The organism is Pseudomonas sp. H3_E04 (genome assembly GCF_054668915.1).
The window spans coordinates 5595017-5616957 of sequence record NZ_CP162797.1 but is presented as its reverse complement, the minus strand read 5'-3'; the positions used below and the strand labels follow the sequence as shown (position 1 = coordinate 5616957).

General features: G+C 60.5%; 19 protein-coding genes. 8 read left to right on the top strand and 11 right to left on the bottom strand.

What is annotated here, in order from left to right:
- Positions 1-183: 183 nt before the first annotated feature.
- From plsB to AB4N53_RS25155, 3 genes are all read left to right on the top strand, one after another.
- Positions 184-2685 (top strand): glycerol-3-phosphate 1-O-acyltransferase PlsB, encoded by a 2502-nt coding sequence (plsB, locus tag AB4N53_RS25165; protein ID WP_460124424.1) that lies wholly within the window; start codon positions 184-186, stop codon positions 2683-2685.
- A gap of 119 nt (positions 2686-2804) precedes the next feature.
- Complete coding sequence (locus tag AB4N53_RS25160; protein ID WP_460124421.1) at positions 2805-3203, top strand: YbaY family lipoprotein; 399 nt, start codon at positions 2805-2807, stop codon at positions 3201-3203.
- 27 nt (positions 3204-3230) lie between these two features.
- Entirely contained in the window at positions 3231-3920 is a 690-nt protein-coding gene (locus AB4N53_RS25155) for a DUF4197 domain-containing protein (protein ID WP_460124418.1), read from the top strand.
- Here AB4N53_RS25155 and AB4N53_RS25150 read toward each other — a convergent pair.
- The 3 genes from AB4N53_RS25150 to AB4N53_RS25140 all read right to left on the bottom strand — a co-directional run bounded on the left by AB4N53_RS25150 (position 3917) and on the right by AB4N53_RS25140 (position 10049).
- On the bottom strand, positions 3917-5308 hold the full coding sequence (locus AB4N53_RS25150; RefSeq protein WP_460124415.1) for a Fic family protein: 1392 nt from the start codon (positions 5306-5308) through the stop codon (positions 3917-3919). The genes AB4N53_RS25155 and AB4N53_RS25150 overlap by 4 nt on opposite strands.
- A gap of 565 nt (positions 5309-5873) precedes the next feature.
- Positions 5874-8942, bottom strand: coding sequence for an efflux RND transporter permease subunit (locus tag AB4N53_RS25145; protein WP_460124412.1), 3069 nt, complete (start codon positions 8940-8942; stop codon positions 5874-5876).
- Between the two features lie 6 nt (positions 8943-8948).
- Positions 8949-10049: an efflux RND transporter periplasmic adaptor subunit gene (locus tag AB4N53_RS25140; RefSeq protein ID WP_460124409.1), complete on the bottom strand. Its 1101-nt coding sequence runs from the start codon at positions 10047-10049 to the stop codon at positions 8949-8951.
- A 94-nt stretch (positions 10050-10143) separates the two neighbouring features.
- Between AB4N53_RS25140 and AB4N53_RS25135 the strand changes: the two genes are divergently transcribed.
- On the top strand, positions 10144-10779 hold the full coding sequence (locus AB4N53_RS25135) for a TetR/AcrR family transcriptional regulator (RefSeq protein ID WP_024011757.1): 636 nt from the start codon (positions 10144-10146) through the stop codon (positions 10777-10779).
- A gap of 107 nt (positions 10780-10886) precedes the next feature.
- Here the strand turns inward: AB4N53_RS25135 and AB4N53_RS25130 are convergent, their stop codons facing one another.
- Complete coding sequence (locus tag AB4N53_RS25130; protein ID WP_064364290.1) at positions 10887-11669, bottom strand: class I SAM-dependent methyltransferase; 783 nt, start codon at positions 11667-11669, stop codon at positions 10887-10889.
- A 92-nt stretch (positions 11670-11761) separates the two neighbouring features.
- Here AB4N53_RS25130 and AB4N53_RS25125 point away from each other — a divergent pair, with 92 nt between their 5' ends.
- The gene (locus AB4N53_RS25125) at positions 11762-12382 is read left to right on the top strand and encodes a hypothetical protein (RefSeq protein ID WP_016770666.1); all 621 of its coding nucleotides are present in this window, start codon (positions 11762-11764) and stop codon (positions 12380-12382) included.
- Between the two features lie 3 nt (positions 12383-12385).
- On the opposite strand, the gene AB4N53_RS25120 is transcribed toward AB4N53_RS25125, so the two are convergent.
- From AB4N53_RS25120 to ppc, 7 genes are all read right to left on the bottom strand, one after another.
- Positions 12386-13078 carry an extensin-like domain-containing protein gene (locus AB4N53_RS25120; protein WP_460124404.1) on the bottom strand — a complete coding sequence of 231 codons (693 nt, stop codon included), beginning with the start codon at positions 13076-13078 and terminating at the stop codon, positions 12386-12388.
- 2 nt (positions 13079-13080) lie between these two features.
- The gene (locus AB4N53_RS25115) at positions 13081-13917 is read right to left on the bottom strand and encodes an isocitrate lyase/PEP mutase family protein (RefSeq protein ID WP_460124401.1); all 837 of its coding nucleotides are present in this window, start codon (positions 13915-13917) and stop codon (positions 13081-13083) included.
- Positions 13918-13947: 30 nt separating this feature from the next.
- Positions 13948-14808: a DUF72 domain-containing protein gene (locus AB4N53_RS25110; protein ID WP_460124398.1), complete on the bottom strand. Its 861-nt coding sequence runs from the start codon at positions 14806-14808 to the stop codon at positions 13948-13950.
- Positions 14808-15116, bottom strand: a complete 309-nt coding sequence (locus AB4N53_RS25105; protein ID WP_042606956.1) for a hypothetical protein — start codon at positions 15114-15116, stop codon at positions 14808-14810. Before AB4N53_RS25105 ends, AB4N53_RS25110 begins: the two co-directional genes overlap by 1 nt.
- A 258-nt stretch (positions 15117-15374) precedes the next feature.
- Positions 15375-16049, bottom strand: a complete 675-nt coding sequence (gene tsaB, locus AB4N53_RS25100) for a tRNA (adenosine(37)-N6)-threonylcarbamoyltransferase complex dimerization subunit type 1 TsaB (RefSeq protein ID WP_460124393.1) — start codon at positions 16047-16049, stop codon at positions 15375-15377.
- Between the two features lie 95 nt (positions 16050-16144).
- Positions 16145-16795 carry an adenylate kinase gene (gene adk, locus AB4N53_RS25095; protein ID WP_217864255.1) on the bottom strand — a complete coding sequence of 217 codons (651 nt, stop codon included), beginning with the start codon at positions 16793-16795 and terminating at the stop codon, positions 16145-16147.
- 301 nt (positions 16796-17096) lie between these two features.
- Positions 17097-19727 (bottom strand): phosphoenolpyruvate carboxylase, encoded by a 2631-nt coding sequence (gene ppc, locus AB4N53_RS25090; RefSeq protein ID WP_460124390.1) that lies wholly within the window; start codon positions 19725-19727, stop codon positions 17097-17099.
- 212 nt (positions 19728-19939) lie between these two features.
- On the opposite strand from ppc, the gene AB4N53_RS25085 reads away from it, so the two are divergent.
- The 3 genes from AB4N53_RS25085 to AB4N53_RS25075 all read left to right on the top strand — a co-directional run bounded on the left by AB4N53_RS25085 (position 19940) and on the right by AB4N53_RS25075 (position 21912).
- A complete protein-coding gene (locus AB4N53_RS25085; protein WP_016771500.1) occupies positions 19940-20284 on the top strand; it encodes a hypothetical protein in 345 nt (114 codons plus the stop codon).
- Between the two features lie 379 nt (positions 20285-20663).
- On the top strand, positions 20664-21068 hold the full coding sequence (locus AB4N53_RS25080) for a DUF4398 domain-containing protein (RefSeq protein WP_024011747.1): 405 nt from the start codon (positions 20664-20666) through the stop codon (positions 21066-21068).
- 55 nt (positions 21069-21123) lie between these two features.
- Entirely contained in the window at positions 21124-21912 is a 789-nt protein-coding gene (locus tag AB4N53_RS25075; protein ID WP_024011746.1) for an OmpA family protein, read from the top strand.
- Positions 21913-21941: the final 29 nt, after the last annotated feature.

Genomic DNA, 21941 nt, shown 5'->3' with positions numbered 1-21941 from the left:
GAACGTCAGCCTGCGTCCGACGTCCATGACAGGGCACCGGCAACAGACCGCCGAGTATATGACAGGTGAAGAAACTCTCAACAGGAGATTACTTCGGCGCTTTTTTGCCGATTTTCAGCGAATCCGTCACACTATCGACCGCCCGAGCGCCTGCTCGGTTTTATTCACTCACGCAGAAGCCGTATGACCCGTTCCCCGTTCCGCCGTCTTGTGTTTGGCACCCTGCGCCGCCTGTTGTATCTCTGGGTTCGCTCCGAGACCATCAATCAGTCGTCGTTCACTCTTAACCTCGACCGCAGTCGTCCGGTGTTCTACGTCCTGCAAAACCCTTCGCTGACCGATCTGGCGGTGGTTGACACCGAGTGCACCAAGGCCGGTCTGCCACGCCCGGTGCTGGCGGTATCGGTGGGTTCACTCATCGAACCAGCGGCGTTTTTCTACCTGACGCCGGATCCGGACTGGCTCGGCCGCCAGGACAAACGTGGTGCGCCGCCGACCCTGACCCGCCTTGTCAGCGCACTGACGCAGAACGCTGCCGAAGACGCGCAGATCATTCCAGTCAGTGTGTTCTGGGGCCAGTCGCCGGACAGCGAAAACAGTCCGTGGAAACTGTTGTTCGCCGACAGCTGGGCCGTTACCGGACGCCTGCGCCGGCTACTGAGCATCATCGTCCTCGGGCGTAAAACCCGCGTGCAGTTTTCCGCGCCTATCCACCTGCGCGAACTGATCGATCACAACAAGGGCCACGAGCGCACCGTGCGCATGGCCCAGCGCATCCTGCGCGTGCACTTCCGCAACCTGAAAGCTGCGGTGATCGGCCCGGACATTTCTCACCGGCGCAATCTGGTCAAAGGCCTGCTCAACCAGCCGCTGGTCAAACAGGCGATCCTCGACGAAGCCGAGCGCGAAAAAATCTCACCGGAAAAAGCCAAGGCCCAGGCCCTGCGCTATGGCAACGAGATCGCTTCGGACTACACCTACACCGCGATCCGTTTTCTCGAAGTGGTGCTGAGCTGGTTCTGGAACAAAATCTACGACGGCATCAAGGTCAACCACATCGAGGGCGTGCAGAACGTCGCGCAGGGCCACGAAGTGATCTACGTGCCGTGCCACCGCAGCCATATCGACTACCTGCTGCTTTCCTATTTGCTGTTCCGCAACGGCCTGACCCCACCGCACATCGCCGCCGGGATCAACCTGAACATGCCAGTGATCGGCAGCCTGCTGCGTCGCGGCGGTGCGTTCTTCATGCGCCGCACCTTCAAGGGCAATCCGCTGTACACCTCGGTGTTCAACGAATACCTGCACACCCTGTTCACCAAAGGCTTCCCGGTCGAGTATTTCGTCGAGGGCGGCCGCTCGCGCACCGGGCGCATGCTGCAACCGAAGACCGGCATGCTCGCAATCACCCTGCGCAGCTTCCTGCGTTCGTCGCGGATGCCGATCGTCTTCGTGCCGGTGTACATCGGTTACGAACGCGTACTCGAAGGCCGCACCTACCTCGGCGAACTGCGCGGGGCGAGCAAGAAAAAAGAATCGATCTTCGACATTTTCAAAGTGATCGGCGCGCTCAAGCAGCGCTTTGGCCAGGTCGCGGTGAACTTCGGCGAGCCGATCAAACTGGCGGAATTCCTTGACGCCGAGCAACCGGACTGGCGCCGGCAGGAGCTCGGCCCGCAGTTCAAACCGGCGTGGCTCAACGAAACCACCAACCGCCTCGGCGAGAAAGTCGCCCGGCACCTCAACGAAGCGGCGGCGATCAACCCGGTCAATCTGGTAGCGCTGGCCCTGCTCTCGACCACGCGTCTGGCCCTGGATGATCGAGCCATGGCGCGGGTGCTGGATCTGTATCTGGCATTGCTGCGTAAAGTCCCGTATTCGCCACACACAACCTTGCCGGAAGGCGATGGCCGGGCGCTGATCGAGCATGTGAAAGACATGGATCTGCTCGCTGAGCAGAACGATGCGCTGGGCAAGATTCTTTATCTGGACGAGCAGAACGCGGTCCTGATGACTTACTACCGCAACAACGTCCTGCACATTTTCGCTCTGCCCTCGTTGCTGGCGAGTTTCTTCCAGAGCACCTCGCGCATGAGCCGCGAGCAGATCCTGCGCTACACCCGCGCGCTGTATCCGTACCTGCAATCGGAGCTGTTTATCCGCTGGAGCCTGGACGAACTTGATGCAGTGATCGACCAGTGGCTGGAAGCGTTCGTCGAGCAGGGTTTGTTGCGTTTCGAGAAAGACCTGTACCTGCGTCCGGCGCCGAGTTCGCGGCATTTCGTGCTGCTGACGCTGCTGTCGAAAAGCATCGCGCAGACCCTGCAGCGCTTCTACATGACCGTGTCCCTGCTGCTCAACAGCGGCCAGAACAGCATCAGCGCCGAAGAGCTGGAAGACCTGTGCACGGTCATGGCCCAGCGCCTGTCGATCCTCCACGGTTTGAACGCACCAGAGTTTTTTGACAAGAGCCTGTTCCGCCACTTCATCCAGACTCTGCTCGACCTCGACGTGCTGCGCCGCGACGAAGCCGGCAAGCTCAGCTACCACGAGCTGCTTGGCGAGCTGGCCGAAGGCGCGGCCAAGCGCGTGTTGCCGGCGGAGATTCGCCTGTCGATCCGCCAGGTCGCGTTGCATCGCAGTGAAGATGCAGCGGATCAGGTCACGCCACAGCCTGAGGCTTGATGTCTTACCCCTGTGGGAGTGAGCCTGTTCGCGAAGGCGGAGTGTCAGTCGACATTTATTTTGACTGAACCAGCGCTTTCGCGAGCAGGCTCGCTCCCACATTGAAAGGAGCTCCACCCATGAAAAAACTGCTGACCTTCGCTGCCGCCACCCTGCTCAGCGCCTGCCAATCGACCACCCCTGCCGGCAAGGCCAGCCTCGACGGCGAGGTCTTTTACCTGCAACGCATCGCCCTGCCCCCGAGCGCGACCCTGAGCGTGAGCCTGCAAGATGTGTCGCTGGCCGATGCGCCGGCCGTCGTCCTCGACCAACAGAACGGCCCGATCAAAGGCCAGGTGCCGCTGCCATTCCATTTGAGCTACGATCCGGCGCAGGTCAAACCCGGCCATCGTTATTCGATCAGCGCACGCATTGAAGTCAACGGCGAGCTGATGTTCATCACCACCGAAAACCACGCCGTGCAACTCGACGGCAACGACCCGCAGCCGCTGAAAATTCGCGTCGACGCCGTTCGTTAATCCATTTTTCGCCACAAGGAAGCCGCCATGCGCCGCCCTACCCTTCGCTTCGCCGCCGCCTGCGCCGGCTTGCTGATCTCCGCCAACGCCCTGGCCCTGTCGCTCAACGACCTGTCCCAGCAAGACGCCACCGGCGGCCTCAAGGACGCCCTGACCCAAGGCGCCCAGATCGCCGTGAAACAACTCGGCACCCCGGGCGGCTTCAGCAACAACCCTGAGGTGAAAATCGAACTGCCGGGCAAACTCGGCAAAGCCGCGAGCAAGATGAAAGCCTTCGGCATGGGCGCCCAGGTCGAAGAACTGGAAACCGCGATGAACAAAGCCGCCGAATCCGCCGTGACCCAGGCCCAGCCAATCCTCGTCGACGCGGTGAAAAAAATGAGCGTCGCCGACGCCAAAGGCATCCTCAGCGGCGGCAACGATTCGGCGACCCAATACCTGAACAAATCCAGCCGCGAACAGATCCGCGCGAAATTCCTGCCCATCGTTAAGCAAGCCACCGACAAGGTCGGCGTCGCGCAGAAGTACAACGCCTTTGCAGGTCAAGCTGCTGCGTTTGGCGTGGTGGACGCGAAGAGCGCCAATGTCGAGAACTACGTCACCGAGCAAGCGCTGAATGGCTTGTTCGAAATGATCGGAAAACAGGAAGAAACCATCCGCCAGAACCCGGCCGCTGCGGCGACGAGTCTGGCGAAGAAAGTGTTTGGTACGCTTTAAGTCGTTACAACATGGGGGCGATTCAATTCGCTCCCATGCTGGCCTCCACATAAAGAACTACGTAAAAAAAACACCCACTCCCGCCCCATCTTCCTTCTCTCAAAAAGCTGCAATTGGTCCAGCCCTTCCAGAATCGACGCCGCCTCGCTACCCGAGCAGGAAAAATTTTCCGCGACATTGCTCGCCGTAAACTCCTTCGCCTCCCCGCTTTTAGCCACCTGATACACCGCGCGCTGCCGTTCCGTCAGTTGAGCAATTACGCCAGAGCTCGTCAGCCAGCGCTGAAAGTCCTGAGTGTCTGCCAGACTCTTGCGGTACACAGTTGTAAAACCGACCACGGCTCGCAAAACAACCGCGCATTGAAACTCGATGAAATAAGTCAGATCCAGCTCATCCGCCTCGGTGTGCAGGTAGGAGCGTCCGTATTTCACCGGTGCATTGCGCAGCAGCAGACTGATCGCAATGTAGCGAAACGCCGCGAACTCATGTTTGAACATGAACCAGTAAAACAAGGCTCTCGCGACCCGCCCGTTACCGTCGCGAAATGGATGTTCATAACCCATGGCGAAATGCAGCGTCACGGCCTTGATCAGTGGATGCAGATAATTTTTGTCCAGAATCGAGGCAGCGGGCCGGTTGATCCAGGCGGACAGCCTCGCCAACCGCGCAACCAATCCTGCAGCAGGAGGTGGTCGGTGCACGGTGTTGCCTGAACCATCCTGAACAACCACCTCATCATTGGTCCGGAACAATCCTGGGGAATACTGCTCGTCATCGATCCCCTCCACACCCACTCGATGGATCTCTGCAATCAGCTCAATGCTCAGAGGTTCATAACGCTTTTCCCAAGCGAAATTCATCATTCGATAATTACCCATGACCATGCGCTCATCCGGCGTCCGCGGCTGGCGCTGATGCTTGAGCATGTCCTTGGCTACGCGCGTGGTAGTCGCCGCGCCCTCCAACTGGCTACTGGCGATGGCTTCGTCTTCGATCAGGTCATTGAGCAGACAGGAGAAATGCGCCCCCTCGCCGATCTGACTGGTCATGTAATCCAGCGCGGCCGTACTGGCGTAACGATCCACCACAGCCAAGGTTTTCTGCGCCAACGGCGTTGGCACGTATTTGCCCCACTGCACCGGCTCGCCCAACGGCAACAAATGAATGTACTGGGCCGCCCGCGCCTTCTTCACCAACGCCCAACAAAGATTCGCATCCAACCCAGCCGCCCAGCGATAGCGCAACGCCTCGAATGGCAGATAGCGCCCCTGATCATCGAGCGGCTTGAGCAGCGCCAGATAATCCGCAAGTCGTTGCTTGTGGGGCGAGCGGGCCAACAGGTCGAAAACAGGATCCGTTCTGCCAGCTAATGTCGGTGGTTTCTTCATCAGACAGACTCAAGGACTCGGAAAAGCAGAACCCGGAGTACAGCATTGGACGGCCAGCGCCTCAAGATCGGAGGACTCTGAAAAAGCTGTAGGAAGGCAGCGTGAATTGGCGATTCGAAATGAATTGGCTGTCAGACCGCCTTCGCGAGCAGGCTCGCTCCCACAAAAGCAAAGCAGCGCAGCTGCCCGCGGCAAAGCCGCCCCACTCAACAATGAGCACAAGCTCGAGTGCTCTTGATCTTGATCCACCGGCGACGTCGGAAGGCTGAGTGGAGGGATTGATCCGGGCGTGGGAGCGCAGTGACCGTCTGGCGCAGCCAGACACAGCGGAAGGAGGTGCAGCGAAGCAAACCGTCGCCGCTGCGCCCGGATCAGTCCCGCAGCGAAGGAACCCGAGCCCGCGAGGGCCGAACGTAGGAGCAAGCGTTTTGGGTTACCTTTTTGGCGTTTGAAAAAGGTGACCCGCCGTAAGGGCGGAACCGTAATCAGCAACACCCACAGCAAGGGATATACACCCAAAACCCCCAAGTCATGGTCGGCCCGAAGGCCGCCCCGACAAAGAAACTCAAGCCTCCTTACGCACCCGAAACCACGCCGCATACAACGCCGGCAAAAACAACAGCGTCAGCGCCGTAGCCACAATCAACCCGCCCATGATCGCCACCGCCATCGGCCCGAAAAACACACTGCGCGACAGCGGAATCATCGCCAGCACCGCTGCCAGCGCCGTCAACACAATCGGCCGAAAACGCCGCACCGTCGCCTCGATGATCGCCTGCCAGGGCCTGAGCCCCGAGGCGATATCCTGCTCGATCTGATCGACCAGAATCACCGAATTGCGCATGATCATCCCGGACAACGCGATCGTCCCGAGCATCGCCACGAACCCGAACGGCTGCCGGAACACCATCAGAAACAGCGTCACCCCGATCAAGCCCAACGGTGCGGTGAGAAACACCATCGCCGTGCGCGAGAAACTGCGCAACTGCACCATCAGCAAGGTCAGCACCACGACAATGAACATCGGCACCCCGGCATTCACGGACTTCTGCCCGCGCTCGGAATCTTCCACCGTGCCGCCGACATCCAGCAGATAACCATCGGGCAACTCAGCGCGAATCGGGTCCAGCGTCGGCATGATCTGTTTGACCAGCGTCGCCGGTTGCTCCTTGCCATAGATGTCAGCGCGCACGGTCACGTTCGGCAGCCGATTACGGTGCCAGATGATGCCTTCCTCAAACCCGTATTCCAACGTGGCAATCTGCGACAACGCCACACTGCGGCCGTTATCGGTCGGCACCGCGAGGCTCGGCAACAACGACAACTCAGTGCGTTCATGCACGGTGCCGCGCAGCAGAATCTCGATCAATTCGTTGTCTTCGCGGTACTGGCTGACCGTCGAGCCGACCAGCGAACTCTGCAGGAATTTCGCCAGATTGGCCGTGCTTACACCCAGCGCACGGGCGCGATCCTGATCGATGTTCAGGTAGACAACTTTGCTTGGCTCCTCCCAGTCCAGATGCACGTTGACCACATGCGGATTCTCGCGAACCTTTGCCGCCACTTTGCGCGCCAACGCACGGACTTCTTCGATGTGTTCACCAGTAACGCGGAATTGCACCGGATAGCCAACCGGTGGACCGTTTTCCAGACGAGTAACCCGCGAACGCAGGGCCGGGAACTGTTCGTTGAGAGTTTCGATCAACCAGCTGCGCAGCGCTTCACGCTCTTCGATGGTTTTTGCCAACACCACAAACTGGGCAAAACTCGCCGCCGGCAGTTGCTGATCCAGCGGCAGGTAGAAGCGTGGCGAACCGGTGCCGACATAGGCCACGTAATTGTCGATGCCTGCGTGCTCCTTGAGCAGCGCTTCGAGGCGTTTGACTTCGCTGGTGGTATTGGCCAGCGAAACACCTTCGGCGAGTTTCAGATCGACCATCAACTCCAGCCGATTCGAGGCCGGGAAGAACTGCTGCGGGACGAAGCGGAACAGCATCACCGAGGCGATAAACAGGCCCACGGTGAGCACAATTACCGTCTTTCGGTGCGCCACACACCACTCCACCAAACGCCGGACGCGCTGATAAAACGGCGTCGCATACGGGTCCGGCTGACCATCGCCAGAGCCATGTTTCGCCGCATGAATTTTCGCCAGATCCGGCAGGAGTTTTTCCCCCAGATACGGCACGAACATCACCGCCGCCACCCACGAGGCGAGCAAGGCAATAGTCACCACCTGGAAAATCGAGCGGGTATATTCGCCGGTGCCGGACTGCGCAGTGGCAATCGGCAGGAAGCCGGCGGCGGTGATCAACGTGCCGGTAAGCATTGGGAATGCAGTGCTGGTCCAGGCATAACTCGCCGCGCGAATGCGGTCGAAGCCCTGCTCCATTTTGATCGCCATCATTTCCACGGCAATGATCGCGTCGTCCACCAGAAGCCCCAGCGCCAGCACCAGCGCACCGAGGGAAATCTTGTGCAGGCCGATGCCGAGGTAATACATGCAGGCGAAGGTCATTGCCAGCACCAGCGGAATGGTCAGCGCGACGACCATGCCGGTGCGCACGCCGAGGGAGAAGAAGCTCACCAGCAAGACGATCGCCAACGCCTCGACCAACACCTGGACGAACTCACCGACGCCGGTTTTTACCGCTGCCGGCTGATCGGACACCTTACGCAGCTGCATGCCGGCCGGAAGGTTTTTCTGGATCCGCGAGAACTCACCTTCCAGCGCCTTGCCCAGCACCAGAATGTCGCCGCCGTCCTTCATTGCCACGGCCAGACCGATCGCGTCGTCGCCCATGAAACGCATGCGCGGCGCCGGTGGGTCGCTGAAACCGCGACGCACATCGGCGATATCGGAGATACGGAACGTACGATCGGCGACGCGGATCGGAAAGTTCTTTATCTCATCGACTGTCTGAAAATTTCCCGAGACGCGTAGCTGCAAGCGCTCGCTGCCGGTTTCGAAGAACCCCGCCGTGGACACCGCGTTCTGTTCTTCCAGCGCCTGCTGCACCGCCGCCAGCGGCAAGCCGAGAGTGGCGAGTTTGACGTTGGACAGCTCGACCCAGATTTTCTCGTCCTGCAGGCCGAGCAGTTCGACCTTGCCGACGTCCTTGACCCGCTGCAGCTGGATCTGGATGCGGTCGGCGTAATCCTTGAGCACGGCATAGTCGAAACCGTCGCCGGTCAACGCGTAGATATTGCCGAAGGTGGTGCCGAACTCATCGTTGAAGAACGGCCCCTGGATTCCCGGCGGCAGGGTCTGGCGGATGTCACCGACCTTCTTGCGCAACTGATACCAGAGGTCGGGAATGTCCTTGGAGTGCATCGAATCGCGGGCGATGAAGGTGACCTGGGACTCACCGGGGCGAGAGAACGACATGATGCGTTCGTACTCGCCGGTTTCCATCAGCTTCTTTTCGATGCGTTCGGTGACCTGGCGCGAGACCTCCTGCGCGGTCGCACCGGGCCAGCGGGTCTGGATGACCATCGCCTTGAAGGTGAACGGCGGGTCTTCGCTCTGGCCGAGTTTGGTGTAGGACAACGCGCCGACAACGGCGAGCAAAAGCATCAGGAACAGTACGATCTGGCGATTACGCAACGCCCATTCGGAGAGGTTGAAGCGCATCGGGGCTTACTCCTTGTTCGCCAGATTGACCACACGGTTGGAGCGATCCACTGGTCGCACCTGCTGGCCGTCGAGGAGCACATGAACGCCGGCAGCCACCACCCAGTCGCTGGCATTCAGGCCTTCGAGCACCGCCACGTTTTTCTCGCCGAACGGACCGACCCGCACCGGGGTTTTCTTCAACGTGTTGTTGCCGTTGACCACCCAGACGTAAGTCGCGCCGTTTTCAGCGGTCAGCGCGGAAAGCGGTATGGACAGCGAGACACTGTCAGCCGATTGCACGAACACCCGGGCGCTCTGCCCCAGTTCAGCCGGGACTTTGCCGCTGGTGAACGAAATACGCGCGGCGAAGGTGCGCGAGCGCGGGTCAGCGGACGGCGACAGCTCGCGGATCTGCCCGGCAAAACGTTGATTCTGCTGCGCCCACAATTCCACGGTAACCGGCTGACCGACCTTGAAGCGGCCGAAGCTTTGCTCCGGCAGGCTGATCAACACTTCGCGCTCACCATCGGTGGCGAGGGTGAACACGGTTTGCCCGGCAGCGACCACCTGACCGACTTCCACCGAACGCTTGGCCACCACACCATCCTGCGGCGCACGCAGCACCGCGTAACTGGCCTGGTTGGTCGAAACGTTGAATTCGGCTTTGATTTGTTTAAGGCGGGCTTCGCCGGAGCGGTATAGATTTTCGGCATTGTCGTAGGCCGAGCGGCTGACCATCTGCCGATCCATCAGGGTTTTATAGCGATCGCGCTCGGCGCGGACCAGATTCAGATTGGCCTCGGCGGCGGCGACCTGCGCGCGGGTGGCTTCCAGTTGCAGGCGCACATCCTGCGGATCAAGTTCGGCCAGTGGCTGATCGGCCTTGACGCGCTGGCCTTCGTCGACCAGTCGTCGGCTGACTTTGCCGCCGATGCGGAACGCCAGATCAGGCTCATAGCGGGCACGCACCTCGCCCGGATAACTCTCCATCGCCTGCGCCGAAGGCTCGGGCTGCACCACCATGGCCGGGCGTACGGCGACTTTGGTCACCTCTTCCTGACCGCACGCCGATAACAGGAACGCCAGACTGACTGGCACGGCAAAGGACAACGCATGGCGGAACATGGTGACGGACCTTTCGCGAATGAGGCTTGGAATATTTATACTGGCGGGTATGGTATTAATAGCAAACTCACCAGTCCAGTATTAAAAGCGAAGAATGTCGAACAATCTTTCAGCTCCAAACGGCCCGGGCCGCCCCAAGGATCTGGCCAAGCGCCAGGCGATCCTAGATGCGGCGAAAACCCTGTTTCTCTGCCATGGCTACGCCAACACCAGTATGGACGCGGTTGCCAGCGAGGCCGGCGTGTCGAAGCTGACGGTCTACAGCCATTTCAACGACAAGGAGACGCTGTTCTCCGCTGCCGTCGTCGCGAAATGCGAGGAACAATTGCCACCGCTGTTCTTCGAATTGCCGGACGGCATCGCGGTGGAGAATGTGTTGCTGAACATTGCCCGGGGCTTTCACCAACTGATCAACAGCGATGAATCGGTGAACCTGCACCGTCTGATCATGGCGCTGGGCAGTCAGGACCCGAAGCTGTCGCTGATCTTCTTCGAGGCCGGCCCCGAGCGCGTGGTCAACGGCATGGAAGGTCTGCTGGCGAAAATCCATGCGACCGGCGCGCTGAGCATCGACCAGCCACGCAACGCCGCCGAGCACTTCTTCTGCTTGATCAAAGGGGCGGGGAATTTCCGTTTGTTGTATGGCTGCGGCGAGCCGCTGACTGGAGAGGCAGCGGAGCGGCATGTGCGCGAGGTGGTGGGGTTGTTTATGCGGGCGTACAAACCCTGAAAGTTTTGCGGTGCTTGTGCAGACCGCTTCGCGAGCAGGCTCGCTCCCACACTGGAATGCATTTCAACTGTGGGAGCGAGCCTGCTCGCGAATGAGGCGACACGGTCTCAGGGTTTGAGCGCTTTCTTCGGATAAATGTCATAACGGCTCGATTTGCCATCCAGCGCATGGCTCGGTTTCGGCCCTTCGATGCACGGTGCCTTGCGCGGACGCTTGACCACCACCCGGTGCGTGGCCAGCGCCAGCGCAGCTTCAAGCAGGGCCGGGGCATCCGGATCATCACCGACCAGCGGGCGGAACAGGCGCATTTCCTTTTTCACCAGCGCGGTTTTCTCGCGATGCGGGAACATCGGGTCGAGATAGATCACCTGCGGCGGCTCCCCTTCCCAACTGCGCATCACTTCGATGGAGTTGCCCTTGAGCAATTTCATCCGCGCCACGATCGGCGCCACGTCGAAATCTTCCGCCGCCCGCGCCAAGCCGTCCTCAAGCAATGCGCCGATCAACGGCTGGCGCTCGATCAGGCTCATTTCACAACCGAGACTGGCCAGCACGAACGCATCCTTGCCTAGCCCCGCCGTGGCATCTAGCACGCGCGGGCGCACGCCTTGGGCGATGCCGACAGCCTTGGCGATCATCTGCCCGCTGCCGCCGCCATACAATCGACGATGCGCCGCACCGCCCTCAACGAAGTCGACCCGCACCGGTCCCGGCGCGTCCGGGCCGAGCTGCTGCAACTGCAAACCCTGCTCGCCGACCTGCAAGGCGAACTCACCGTCCGCCTCGCCGAGCGGCAGGCCGAGACGTTCGGCCCAGTGTTCGGCTTGCGCTTGAAACGTCGGGGCGAGGGCCTGGACATGGATGCGGCAGGCCGCGGGTGACTCGATCATGAAAAAACGCTCAAAAAAGTTAAGGATCGACAAAAACCGCCGATAAACCATTCAACGCGCATTTTGCCAGAGCTGAGCGTCAACCGAAAAAAATGTCAGGCATTCTTCCCACATCGATTGGCTACGTTTCGCCCCATGGCGACTTCAGCCGTCATAACACTCAAGCACTGAGCGGCGTCAGTCACCTGTGGCAGGATTTCTTTGCCCAGGCCCTGGCCGAACAGACGAGTGAAGTGGTGCCTGCCTGTGGCACGTTTCCACCGGTTGACCTGAACAGCCCGGAAGAACCAACCGTTGGCAGCGAGCTGCACGCCCACATCGTCAGCCAGCGTGAGTGCGACGTGGTAGAAACCCAGGTTCGCCCGCCAGAGCCGCTGTTCCTGCCGATCGCCGAGTTTGAAATGGAGCTGCTGGACAAGCCTTTCCCACCGTTCCCGCCAGAAGAACTCAAGGCTCAGCAAGAGCAACAGGATTTCGACAGCAGCTGGGTCCGCCCGATCGTGATCAACAATGGCCAGCCACTGCCGGAGCCTGGCCCTGCTCCGCAGAAACGTCCGCTGTACCTGCCGATCGCCGAGTTCGACCTGGACTTGCTGCAAAAGCCTTACCCGCCGTTCCCGCCGGAAGAAATCGTCGAGCAACAGAAAGCTCTGGACTTCGATAATGGCTGGGCTCGCCCGATCGTTCTGCAGAACCTGCGCCTCGCCGCCTGATTCTCAGCGACACACGCTCCAGCGCCCGACATCGAGATGAAAGTGATTGCGATGAGCGGCGTTGTAGTCCGGACTCAACACCACACTGAATGACTCACAGGCGCCATCACGCAGCTGTCGCAGAAACTCTGCGTCCTGATTTTGCTTGGGCCAATCCTTGAGCACGCTGATCGTGCGTCCGTCAGCCAGGCGGAAACCGGCGATGTCCAGCGCGTCGGCACTGGCATGTCGGCTAAGGGCACCGCTCTCACGGTTATAGACATTGCGACAGGCAAAGCTGCCAAGGTGATCGACCCGCGCGATCCTCTGGCGGTAAACCGATTGCGCGGCCGGTTGCAGGGTGTGGTGTTCAAACATTGCGTAGGCCACCGCCAGCGGGCAACTGGCGATCAAACTGCTGCTTAGCGCCACTTCACCGCCCTGCACACGCAGAGCGCCGATCAGCGGACACTTGGCCCCGGGACTGTCGGCTTGACGGCTGTAGCGCAAATCCGAGCTGCTCAATGCCTGTGCGCACAATTCAGGATCACTGCGCAGGCGCATGAGTTTGTAACCGGTCAGCCAGTTGGGCGCGGCTTTTATGTCCAATGGCGCCCATGGGTTCCACTGCGGCGGCACCTCCAGCCAGCCGCGCCAGACACTTACCGCAGCACCACCCATCGCGAGCAACAGCACCCCGAACAGCCAACGTCCCATGCTCAGTCCTTGAAGAATTGATTGGCCTTGGCGTACGGCATCGACTGTGACGTGAAGCCAAAGGTGCCGGATTGCTGGATTTCTTCAGCCGCGCGAAAGAACTCGCCGAACGCCGCCAGCGCCAGTGCCGAGCCGGTGCTGATGCGGCGTACACCCATTTCCTCGAGTTGTTGCACGGTCAGTTTCAAACCGCCAGACATCAACACATTGACCGGCTTCGGCGCCACCGCTTGCACCACAGCGCGCACTTCTTCGGCGCTGCGCAAACCCGGCGCATAGAGCACGTCGGCACCCGCTTCGGCAAATGCCTGCAAACGGCGAATGGTGTCGTCGAGATCAGGGTTGCCGTGCAGGTAATTTTCCGCGCGAGCAGTGAGGATGAAGGGAAACGGCAGCGTGCGCACCGCCGCGACAGCGGCTTCAATGCGCGCCACGGCGTGTTCGAAGCAATAGATCGGCGCGTCCGGACGGCCCGTGGCATCTTCGATCGACCCGCCCACCGCGCCCGCTTCGGCGGCGCACAAAAGACTCTGCGCAGACTCGACCGGATCATCGGCAAAGCCGTTTTCCAGATCCACCGCCACCGGCAGATCCGTCGCCGCGACAATCGCTCGAACATTGGCCAGGGTCTCGTCGAGACTTAGCGCGCCATCAGCCTTGCCCTGAGAAAACGCGAAACCTGCACTGGTGGTGGCCAAGGCCTGATAGCCGAGACTGGCGAGCATCCTCGCCGAGCCGGCATCCCACGGATTGGGAATCACGAAGCTTTTCTGGCGATCATGCAGGGCCTTGAAGGCTTGGGCTTTGAGGAGTTGCTGTTGACTGACTTGGACGTTCATCGACGGGCTCCCGGGCAGAAAAAACCCGCCTCAGAGCAAGCCAAGCTGCTCGGCTGCGGGCTCTCTGTATAGCTCAGGCAGCGCGGGCAAGCCAGGCAAACGTTGCATCAGTTTTGCGTGAAAACGTTGCGCCAGTTTCGCTGCCAACAGGTTATCGGCCGTATGCAGAAAGACGTAGGGCGTGCGGCCCTCTTCGATCCATTCAGCGACTTTCGCCACCCACGGCACAAGAAACGCATCGTTGGCCTCAAGCTCGGGATGGCCGATGAAGCGCACCTGCGGAAACTGGGTGAACGCCGCCGGACGCGTCGGTACACGCGGTTTTTTCGACTGCGCGTGGATCACCGAGGACTCGGTCGACAAGCAACTGAACAGCGCACGCGGGTCGAGACAGATGCGCTCGACACCACGATCCAGCAGCAAACGATTGAGCAGGCGCTCACTCTCGCCCTTGGCGAAGAACTGTTCATTGCGCACCTCGACCGCGAGCGGGCAATCCAGTGCATCGATAAACGCCGCGAGCTCCGGCAGACGCTGCGGCGTGAAGCTTTTCGACAGTTGCAGCCACAGCGGCGAAACACGTTCGCCTAACGGCTTGAGTAATTGCAGGAAGGTTTGGGCAGCGGTCAGTTGCTCGCGCAGGTCGCCGCTGTGGCTGATGTCGCCGGGGAATTTTGCGGTGAAACGAAAGTGCGCCGGCATGATCTCGGCCCAGCGCTGCACGGTGGCTGGCGATGGGCTGGCGTAGAAGGTGGTGTTGCCTTCGACGGCGTTGAACACCTGGCAGTAGAGAGCGAGAAAGTCGGAGGTTTTTGCGTCTACCGGATACAGATACTCGCGCCAGGCATTTTCGCTCCAGGACGGGCAACCGAGGTAGTAAGGCAAATCCATCAGATATACAGATCGAGGCCCAGCACGTCCGCATCCCAGTCGACAAAACCGGCGGTGCTCAGGTAGCTGGCCAGGGCCATGGCTACGCTTTTCTTCATCGCGCGGTGGTAGATCATGTCTTGTTGACGGGCAGGCAGATTGCTCAGGCGTTGCGCGGTGGCTTGAGCAGCACGGGCGGCCATCTGCTCTTCGCTCGGGAATTCCAGCTCGCCGTCGATGATGTCGACGGATTCATCCAGCGCCGCATTGCCTTTACGCGGCTTGCGCTTGATGGGGTAGGACTGAGTGGAAACGCCGTCTATACGCATAATGTCATGCTCGGTATCAATGATGGCAATTTAGCGGCACTTGACCGACTTAGCAAACCGCCGAGTGATAACTAGAACACATAAAGCGCAAAAGGTTTTAAGGGCGGGGGCAGAAACTGACGATTGGCGATATTTATATGTGACCAGCGAACCTGTGGGAGCGAGCCTGCTCGCGAAGGGTCCAGCACATTCAACACATGCATTGACTGACCAGAAGCCTTCGCGAGCAGGCTCGCTCCCACAGGAGAAAGTGTCGTATCAGCGGGCTTTCGGGGTGGCGACTTTATCGCGCAGGTAAACCGGCTGGGCGTCATCTGCCGGGATCGCCTCGCCGCGCTCCCAGGCGAAACGCGCGAGCGTTAGCAGGTCTTCGGCGTGGGGCAGCATGCCCGCGTCGGAGCCGCTCAGATTGACCGCGATGCGTTCGCCGTAGCCCCAGCCGGTACCGGCACCGAACCAGTTGCCGCTGGCATCGGCCGGCAGCGCCGCGACTTCCGGCGGCAACACCGCTTCGGCGCCAATCAGACGCATCTCCCCCGCCGTCTCGCGGTAGCAGCCCCAATACACTTCATCCATCCGCGCATCGATGGCGGCCGCGACCTGGCTTACGCCATGCTCGCGAAAGGCACGCTGCGCCAGTACGGCAAGGTTGGACACCGGCAACACTGGTCGATCCAGCGCAAACGCCAAACCCTGCACTACGCCAATGGCAATACGCACACCGGTAAACGCGCCCGGGCCACGGCCGAAGGCAATCGCGTCGACCGCTTGCAGCGTGGTACCCGCATCGGCGAGCAATTGCTGGATCATCGGCAGCAACTTCTGCGCGTGCAAACGCGGGATCACCTCGTAATGGCTCGTGACCTTGCCGTCATGCAGCAAGGCAACGGAGCAAGCTTCAGTCGCGGTGTCCAGGGCCAGCAAGGTGCTCATCGATGTTTCCAAAACAGGGGTGGGGAAAAAGTGCGTCAGTATAAACAACTACGGCCCGCAAGCGGGCCGTGGATTGATGCTGCGGTTCAGACTTTTCAGCTCAGCGCAGCCAACACCTTGGCGGTGATCGCATCGACCGAACCCACGCCCGGAATGTGGCTGTACTTCGGCTTGCCACCATTGGCGGCCGACAGCTTCTGGTAGAACTCCACCAGCGGCTTGGTCTGCGAATGGTAGACCGACAGGCGATGACGCACGGTTTCCTCGGTATCATCCTTGCGCTGCACCAGCTCTTCGCCGGTGATGTCGTCCTTGCCAGCCAGTTTCGGCGGGTTGTAGACGATGTGGTAAACGCGGCCGCTGGCTTCGTGAACACGGCGACCGGCAATACGCTGCACGATTTCTTCGTCTTCTACAGCGATCTCGACCACGGCATCCAGCTCGACACCGGCAGTGACCAGCGCTTCAGCCTGCGGAATGGTGCGCGGGAAGCCGTCGAACAGGAAACCGTTGGCGCAATCAGGTTGAGCGATGCGGTCCTTGACCAGCGCGATGATCAGGTCATCCGACACCAGGCCGCCGGCATCCATGATGCTCTTGGCTTGCACGCCCAGTGGAGTGCCAGCCTTGACCGCAGCACGCAGCATGTCGCCGGTGGAGATTTGCGGAATGCCGAATTTCTCGGTGATGAACTTTGCCTGAGTACCTTTACCGGCCCCGGGAGCTCCCAGCAGAATGACGCGCATCGATGTGCTCCTCAATTTTTTATATAAAAGCTTTACAAAACAAAGGATTCGCTCGTAACCGGCGGATCCTGAAAAATACGGGTCGTGGCCGCACAAACGGCCAAAGGCTGATCAAGATACACAGCAGGCTGCGCCCACACAAGACGCCAAAAGTCGGAGAAACCGACGCCCGCCGTGACCTCGCGACGCGGTAACCCAAGTCGCAACCCCTACATTAACTGTCGCCTGGCGGCACTTTCCTACAGCGGGAGAAGCGGCATCCGACCCTCATCGCGAATGCCGCCAGAGGTGCTCAGCAACCTTAGCCGGTATTGCGCAATCCGGCGGCGATTCCCGCCACAGACACCAGCAGCGCCTGTTCCACCGGGCTGCCCTGCTCGACTTCCTGCTGCCGCGAACGCGCCAGCAACTCCGCCTGCAATAGATGCAGCGGGTCGAGGTAAGTGTTGCGCAAGCGGATGAATTCGAGGGTGTCCGGGCTGTGCGCCAGCAGCTGCGACTGCCCGGTCAGACCAAGCACCACCGCGCACGCCTGCGACAATAGGTCGCGTAACTGCGCGCCCAATGGCAGCAGATCAGCCTCGACCAAACGTTCATCGTAAGACTGCGCGATATCCGCGTCGGCTTTGGCCAAGACCATTTCCAGCATATCGATACGGGTGCGGAAGAACGGCCACTGCTCGCGCATCTGCCCGAGCAATTCGCCCTCGCCGCGCTCGAGCGCCTTGCTCAGTGCGGTCTCCCAGCCCAGCCAGGCCGGAAGCATCAGTCGGGTCTGGGTCCAGCCGAAAATCCACGGGATCGCCCGCAGGCTTTCGATACCGCCGGCACGGCGTTTGGCCGGGCGACTGCCGAGCGGCAAACGTCCCAGCTCCTGCTCTGGGGTCGACTGCCGGAAATACTCGACGAATTGCGGATTTTCCCGCACCACCTGGCGGTAAGCGCTGACACCGTCCGCCGCCAATTCGTCCATCAGATGGCGCCATTCAGGCGTCGGCGGCGGCGGTGGCAACAAGGTCGCCTCGAGCACGGCGGCCAGATACAGATTGAGGTTTTGCTCGGCGATGTCCGGCAGGCCGAATTTGAAACGAATCATTTCGCCCTGCTCGGTGGTGCGGAAACGCCCGGCCACCGAGCCCGGCGGCTGCGACAGAATCGCCGCGTGCGCCGGACCGCCGCCACGGCCCACGGTGCCGCCGCGACCGTGGAACAGCAGCAGTTCGACTTGCTGCTCGCGGCAGATTTCCACCAGTCGTTCCTGCGCCCGATATTGCGCCCACGCCGCAGCGGTGGTGCCGGCATCCTTGGCCGAGTCGGAATAACCGATCATCACTTCCTGCGGGCCATGCAGGCGCGCGCGATAGCCCGGCAACAACAGCAGACGTTCCATCACCGGCCCGGCGTTGTCGAGGTCGGCGAGGGTTTCGAACAGCGGCACCACGCGCATCGGCCGCAGTACGCCGGATTCCTTGAGCAGCAGTTGCACAGCAAGCACATCGGAAGCGGCGCCGGCCATGGAGATCACGTAGGAGCCCAGCGACGCAGCGGGCGCGGCGGCGATTTCCTTGCAGGTGTTGAGCACTTCGGCGGTGTCGGCCGATGGTTTGAAATGCGCGGGCAGCAACGGACGACGGTTGCTCAGCTCCTCGGTGAGGAAGTTGATGCGCTGCTCTTCGTCCCATTCCTCATAGCGGCCGAGGCCGAGGTAATCGGTGATTTCCGTCATTGCCGAGCTGTGCCGCGTCGAATCCTGACGCACATCGAGGCGCACCAGGAACAGGCCGAACGTCACCGCCCGACGCAGGCAATCGAGCAACGGCCCGTCGGCGATGACGCCCATGCCGCATTCGTGCAGCGAGTTGAAACACAGCTGCAACGGTTCGAGCAGATCACGATTGTCGTGCAGCACATCGGCGGTAGCCGGGGTCGGCGCGGTCAATGCAGCGTGCGCCCAATTGCGCGTCGCACGCAGACGTTCGCGCAATTGTTTGAGCACCGCGCGATAGGGTTCGGCACTGTCGCCGGCCTTGGCCTTCAGCGCGTCGCTGGCCTGCTGCATCGACAGTTCGGCAGCGAGATGATCGACATCGCGCAGATACAAATCAGCGGCCATCCAGCGCGCCAGCAACAAGACTTCGCGAGTGACGGCGGCGGTGACATTGGGGTTGCCGTCACGGTCGCCGCCCATCCATGAGGCGAAGCGGATCGGCGCGGCTTCCAGCGGCAAGCGCAGGCCCGTCGCGGCGAACAGCGCCTGATCGGCCTTGCGCATATGGTTGGGGATCGCCTGCCACAACGAATGCTCGATCACCGCAAAGCCCCATTTGGCTTCATCGACCGGCGTCGGGCGGGTTCGGCGGATTTCTTCGGTGTGCCAGGCTTCGGCGATCAGCCGTTGCAGTTTGCTCTGGATCTGCTCGCGTTCGGCGCTGGTCAGGTCGCGATGATCCTGCGCGGCCAGTTGCGCGGCGATCGCGTCGTACTTCTGGATAAGTGTGCGTCGCGCCACTTCGGTGGGGTGCGCGGTCAGTACCAATTCGATTTCCAGCCGCGCCAGTTGCCGGGCCAGGGACTCGGCGCTGTGGCCTTCGCTGCGCAGGCGCGCGAGCAGTTCCGGCAACACCCGCGACTCGAACGGCGCCGGTTGTGACTCCTCGCGGCGATGAATCAATTGATACTGCTCGGCGATGTTGGCCAGATTGAGGAACTGGTTGAAGGCCCGCGCGACCGGGAGCAATTCGTCTTCGCTCAATTGATTGAGGCTGGCGCTCAGTTCAGCGTCCATCGAGCCACGCCGGTCGGCCTTGGCGCCCTTGCGAATCTGCTCGATCTTGTCGAGGAACGCCTCGCCGTACTGGTCTCGAATGGTGTTGCCCAACAGCTCTCCGAGCAGGTGAACGTCTTCGCGCAAGCGTGCATCAATATCGGTCATCAGCAGTTCTCCAGCGGTAATCGGGGACAGCGCAGAAATGAATGCTTTGCCAGAGAGTGCCGCTCTGCGCCGCTTCTTACAAGCAGGCGACGAATCGACTTAAACCTTGCGCGCGAAAGCCAGTCTCAACAGTAAGCCGTACGACGGCCCGCCGCCGGCGCTGCCGGACACTCACCCAGGCCTGCCATCAGCAGGCGCTAAATGAGGTCATCATGAAAATTCGTGAACTCGCCCAGCATTGGGAAGAAAACGCCAAAGGTCGCCTGACCGACACCGGCTACACGATTCATCTGGATGTTGAAGCCGCCGCACGACTGGCGGCGATTGCCGAGATGTACCCCAAACGTCATCCCGAGGAGCTGCTCGGTGAACTGATCGGCGCCGCGCTTGAAGAGTTCGAAGCAAGCCTGCCGTATGTGAAAGGTTCGACGGTGGTGGCGACGGATGAGGAAGGTGATCCGTTGTATGAGGATGTCGGCCCGACGCCGCGTTTTCTGGCGTTGTCGCGGCGGCATTTGCATGATTTGTCCTCGGCTGAGAACAAGCAGAAGCACTGATTCGATACAGGTCAAAACCGTGGGAGCGAGCCTGCTCGCGAATGCGGATTTTCATTCAGCATTTGCGCTGACTGACACATCACATTCGCGAGCAGGCTCGCTCCCACATGGGCTGTATTGCAGTGCGAAAATTGATTTATCAATGGACAAATCTACACCCGCGCGTACCGCTTGAAACCGCCAAAGTTCCCGTCCCAGAGCCTTGTCCAAACGGTCAATTTAATTTTTGGCGATAGGCCATCTTTTCTGAACTTTTCAAAAATGCCGCCGGTCGGAACAGGTAACCACGCCTGGAACGAGCGTTTCAATTCGCGTCTACAAGCGATGCTTTCGCCTCCTCTGCCAGGATGGATTCAGTTGTATTTTCAGGAGATGCCTAATGGAGTTGAAGACCATGAAAACCCAAACCTCGTTTTCCCACCTGCGCGGTCTGAAATTGGCCGCTCTGGCCATCGGCACCAGCTTCGTACTGGCCGGTTGCGCCGGCAACCCACCGACCGAGCAGTACGCCGTGACCCAATCGGCCGTCAACAGCGCCGTCAGCGCTGGCGGTACCGAGTTCGCTGCGGTGGAAATGAAGCAGGCTCAGGACAAACTGAAACAAGCTGAAATCGCCATGCACGACAAGAAGTATGACGAGGCCCGTCGCCTGTCCGAACAGGCTGAATGGGACGCTCGCGTCGCTGAACGCAAGGCTCAGGCCGCCAAGGCCGAACAGGCTGTGAAGGATTCCCAGAAAGGTGTTCAGGAACTGCGTCAGGAAAGCCAGCGCACTGTGCAGTAAGCGCGCATCCCGACCGCAAAGCTGAAACTCTTACCGATAGAAAGGACGAAAAATTATGCGTAAGCAACTGATGATTCCCGCTCTTCTGGCCGCAAGCGTTGCACTGGCTGCCTGCTCTACTCCGCCTAACCCGAACCTGGAACAGGCGCGCACCAACTACGCCGGCCTGCAGGCCAACCCACAGGCGAGCAAAGTCGCGGCGCTGGAAACCAAAGACGCCAGCGATTACCTGGACAAGGCCGACAAGGCTTATCTGGACAAGGAAGACGCGGCCAAGGTTGACCAATTGGCTTACCTGACCAACCAGCGCGTCGAAGTGGCCAAGCAGACCATCGCTCTGCGCACCGCTGAAAACAACCTGAAAAACGCCGCTGCGCAACGCGCCCAGGCTCGTCTGGACGCGCGTGACCAACAGATCAAACAGCTGCAGGACAGCCTCAACGCCAAGCAGACCGATCGCGGTACGCTGGTGACTTTCGGTGATGTGCTGTTCGCCACCAACAAGGCTGATCTGAAATCCAGCGGCCTGGTGAACATCAACAAACTGGCGCAATTCCTTCAGGAAAACCCGGATCGCAAAGTGATTGTCGAGGGTTACACCGACAGCACCGGCACCGCGAGCTACAACCAGTCGCTGTCCGAGCGCCGCGCGACTTCCGTGCAGATGGCCCTGATCAAGATGGGTGTCGATCCTTCGCGCATCGTCGCTCAGGGTTATGGCAAGGAATACCCGGTAGCGGATAACGGCAGCGTCTCGGGCCGTGCGATGAACCGTCGCGTGGAAGTGACCATTTCCAACGACAACCAGCCAGTAGCACCGCGTTCTTCGGTGAGCTCGAACTAAGCTTCACCCGGTAACGCAAAAGCCCCGCC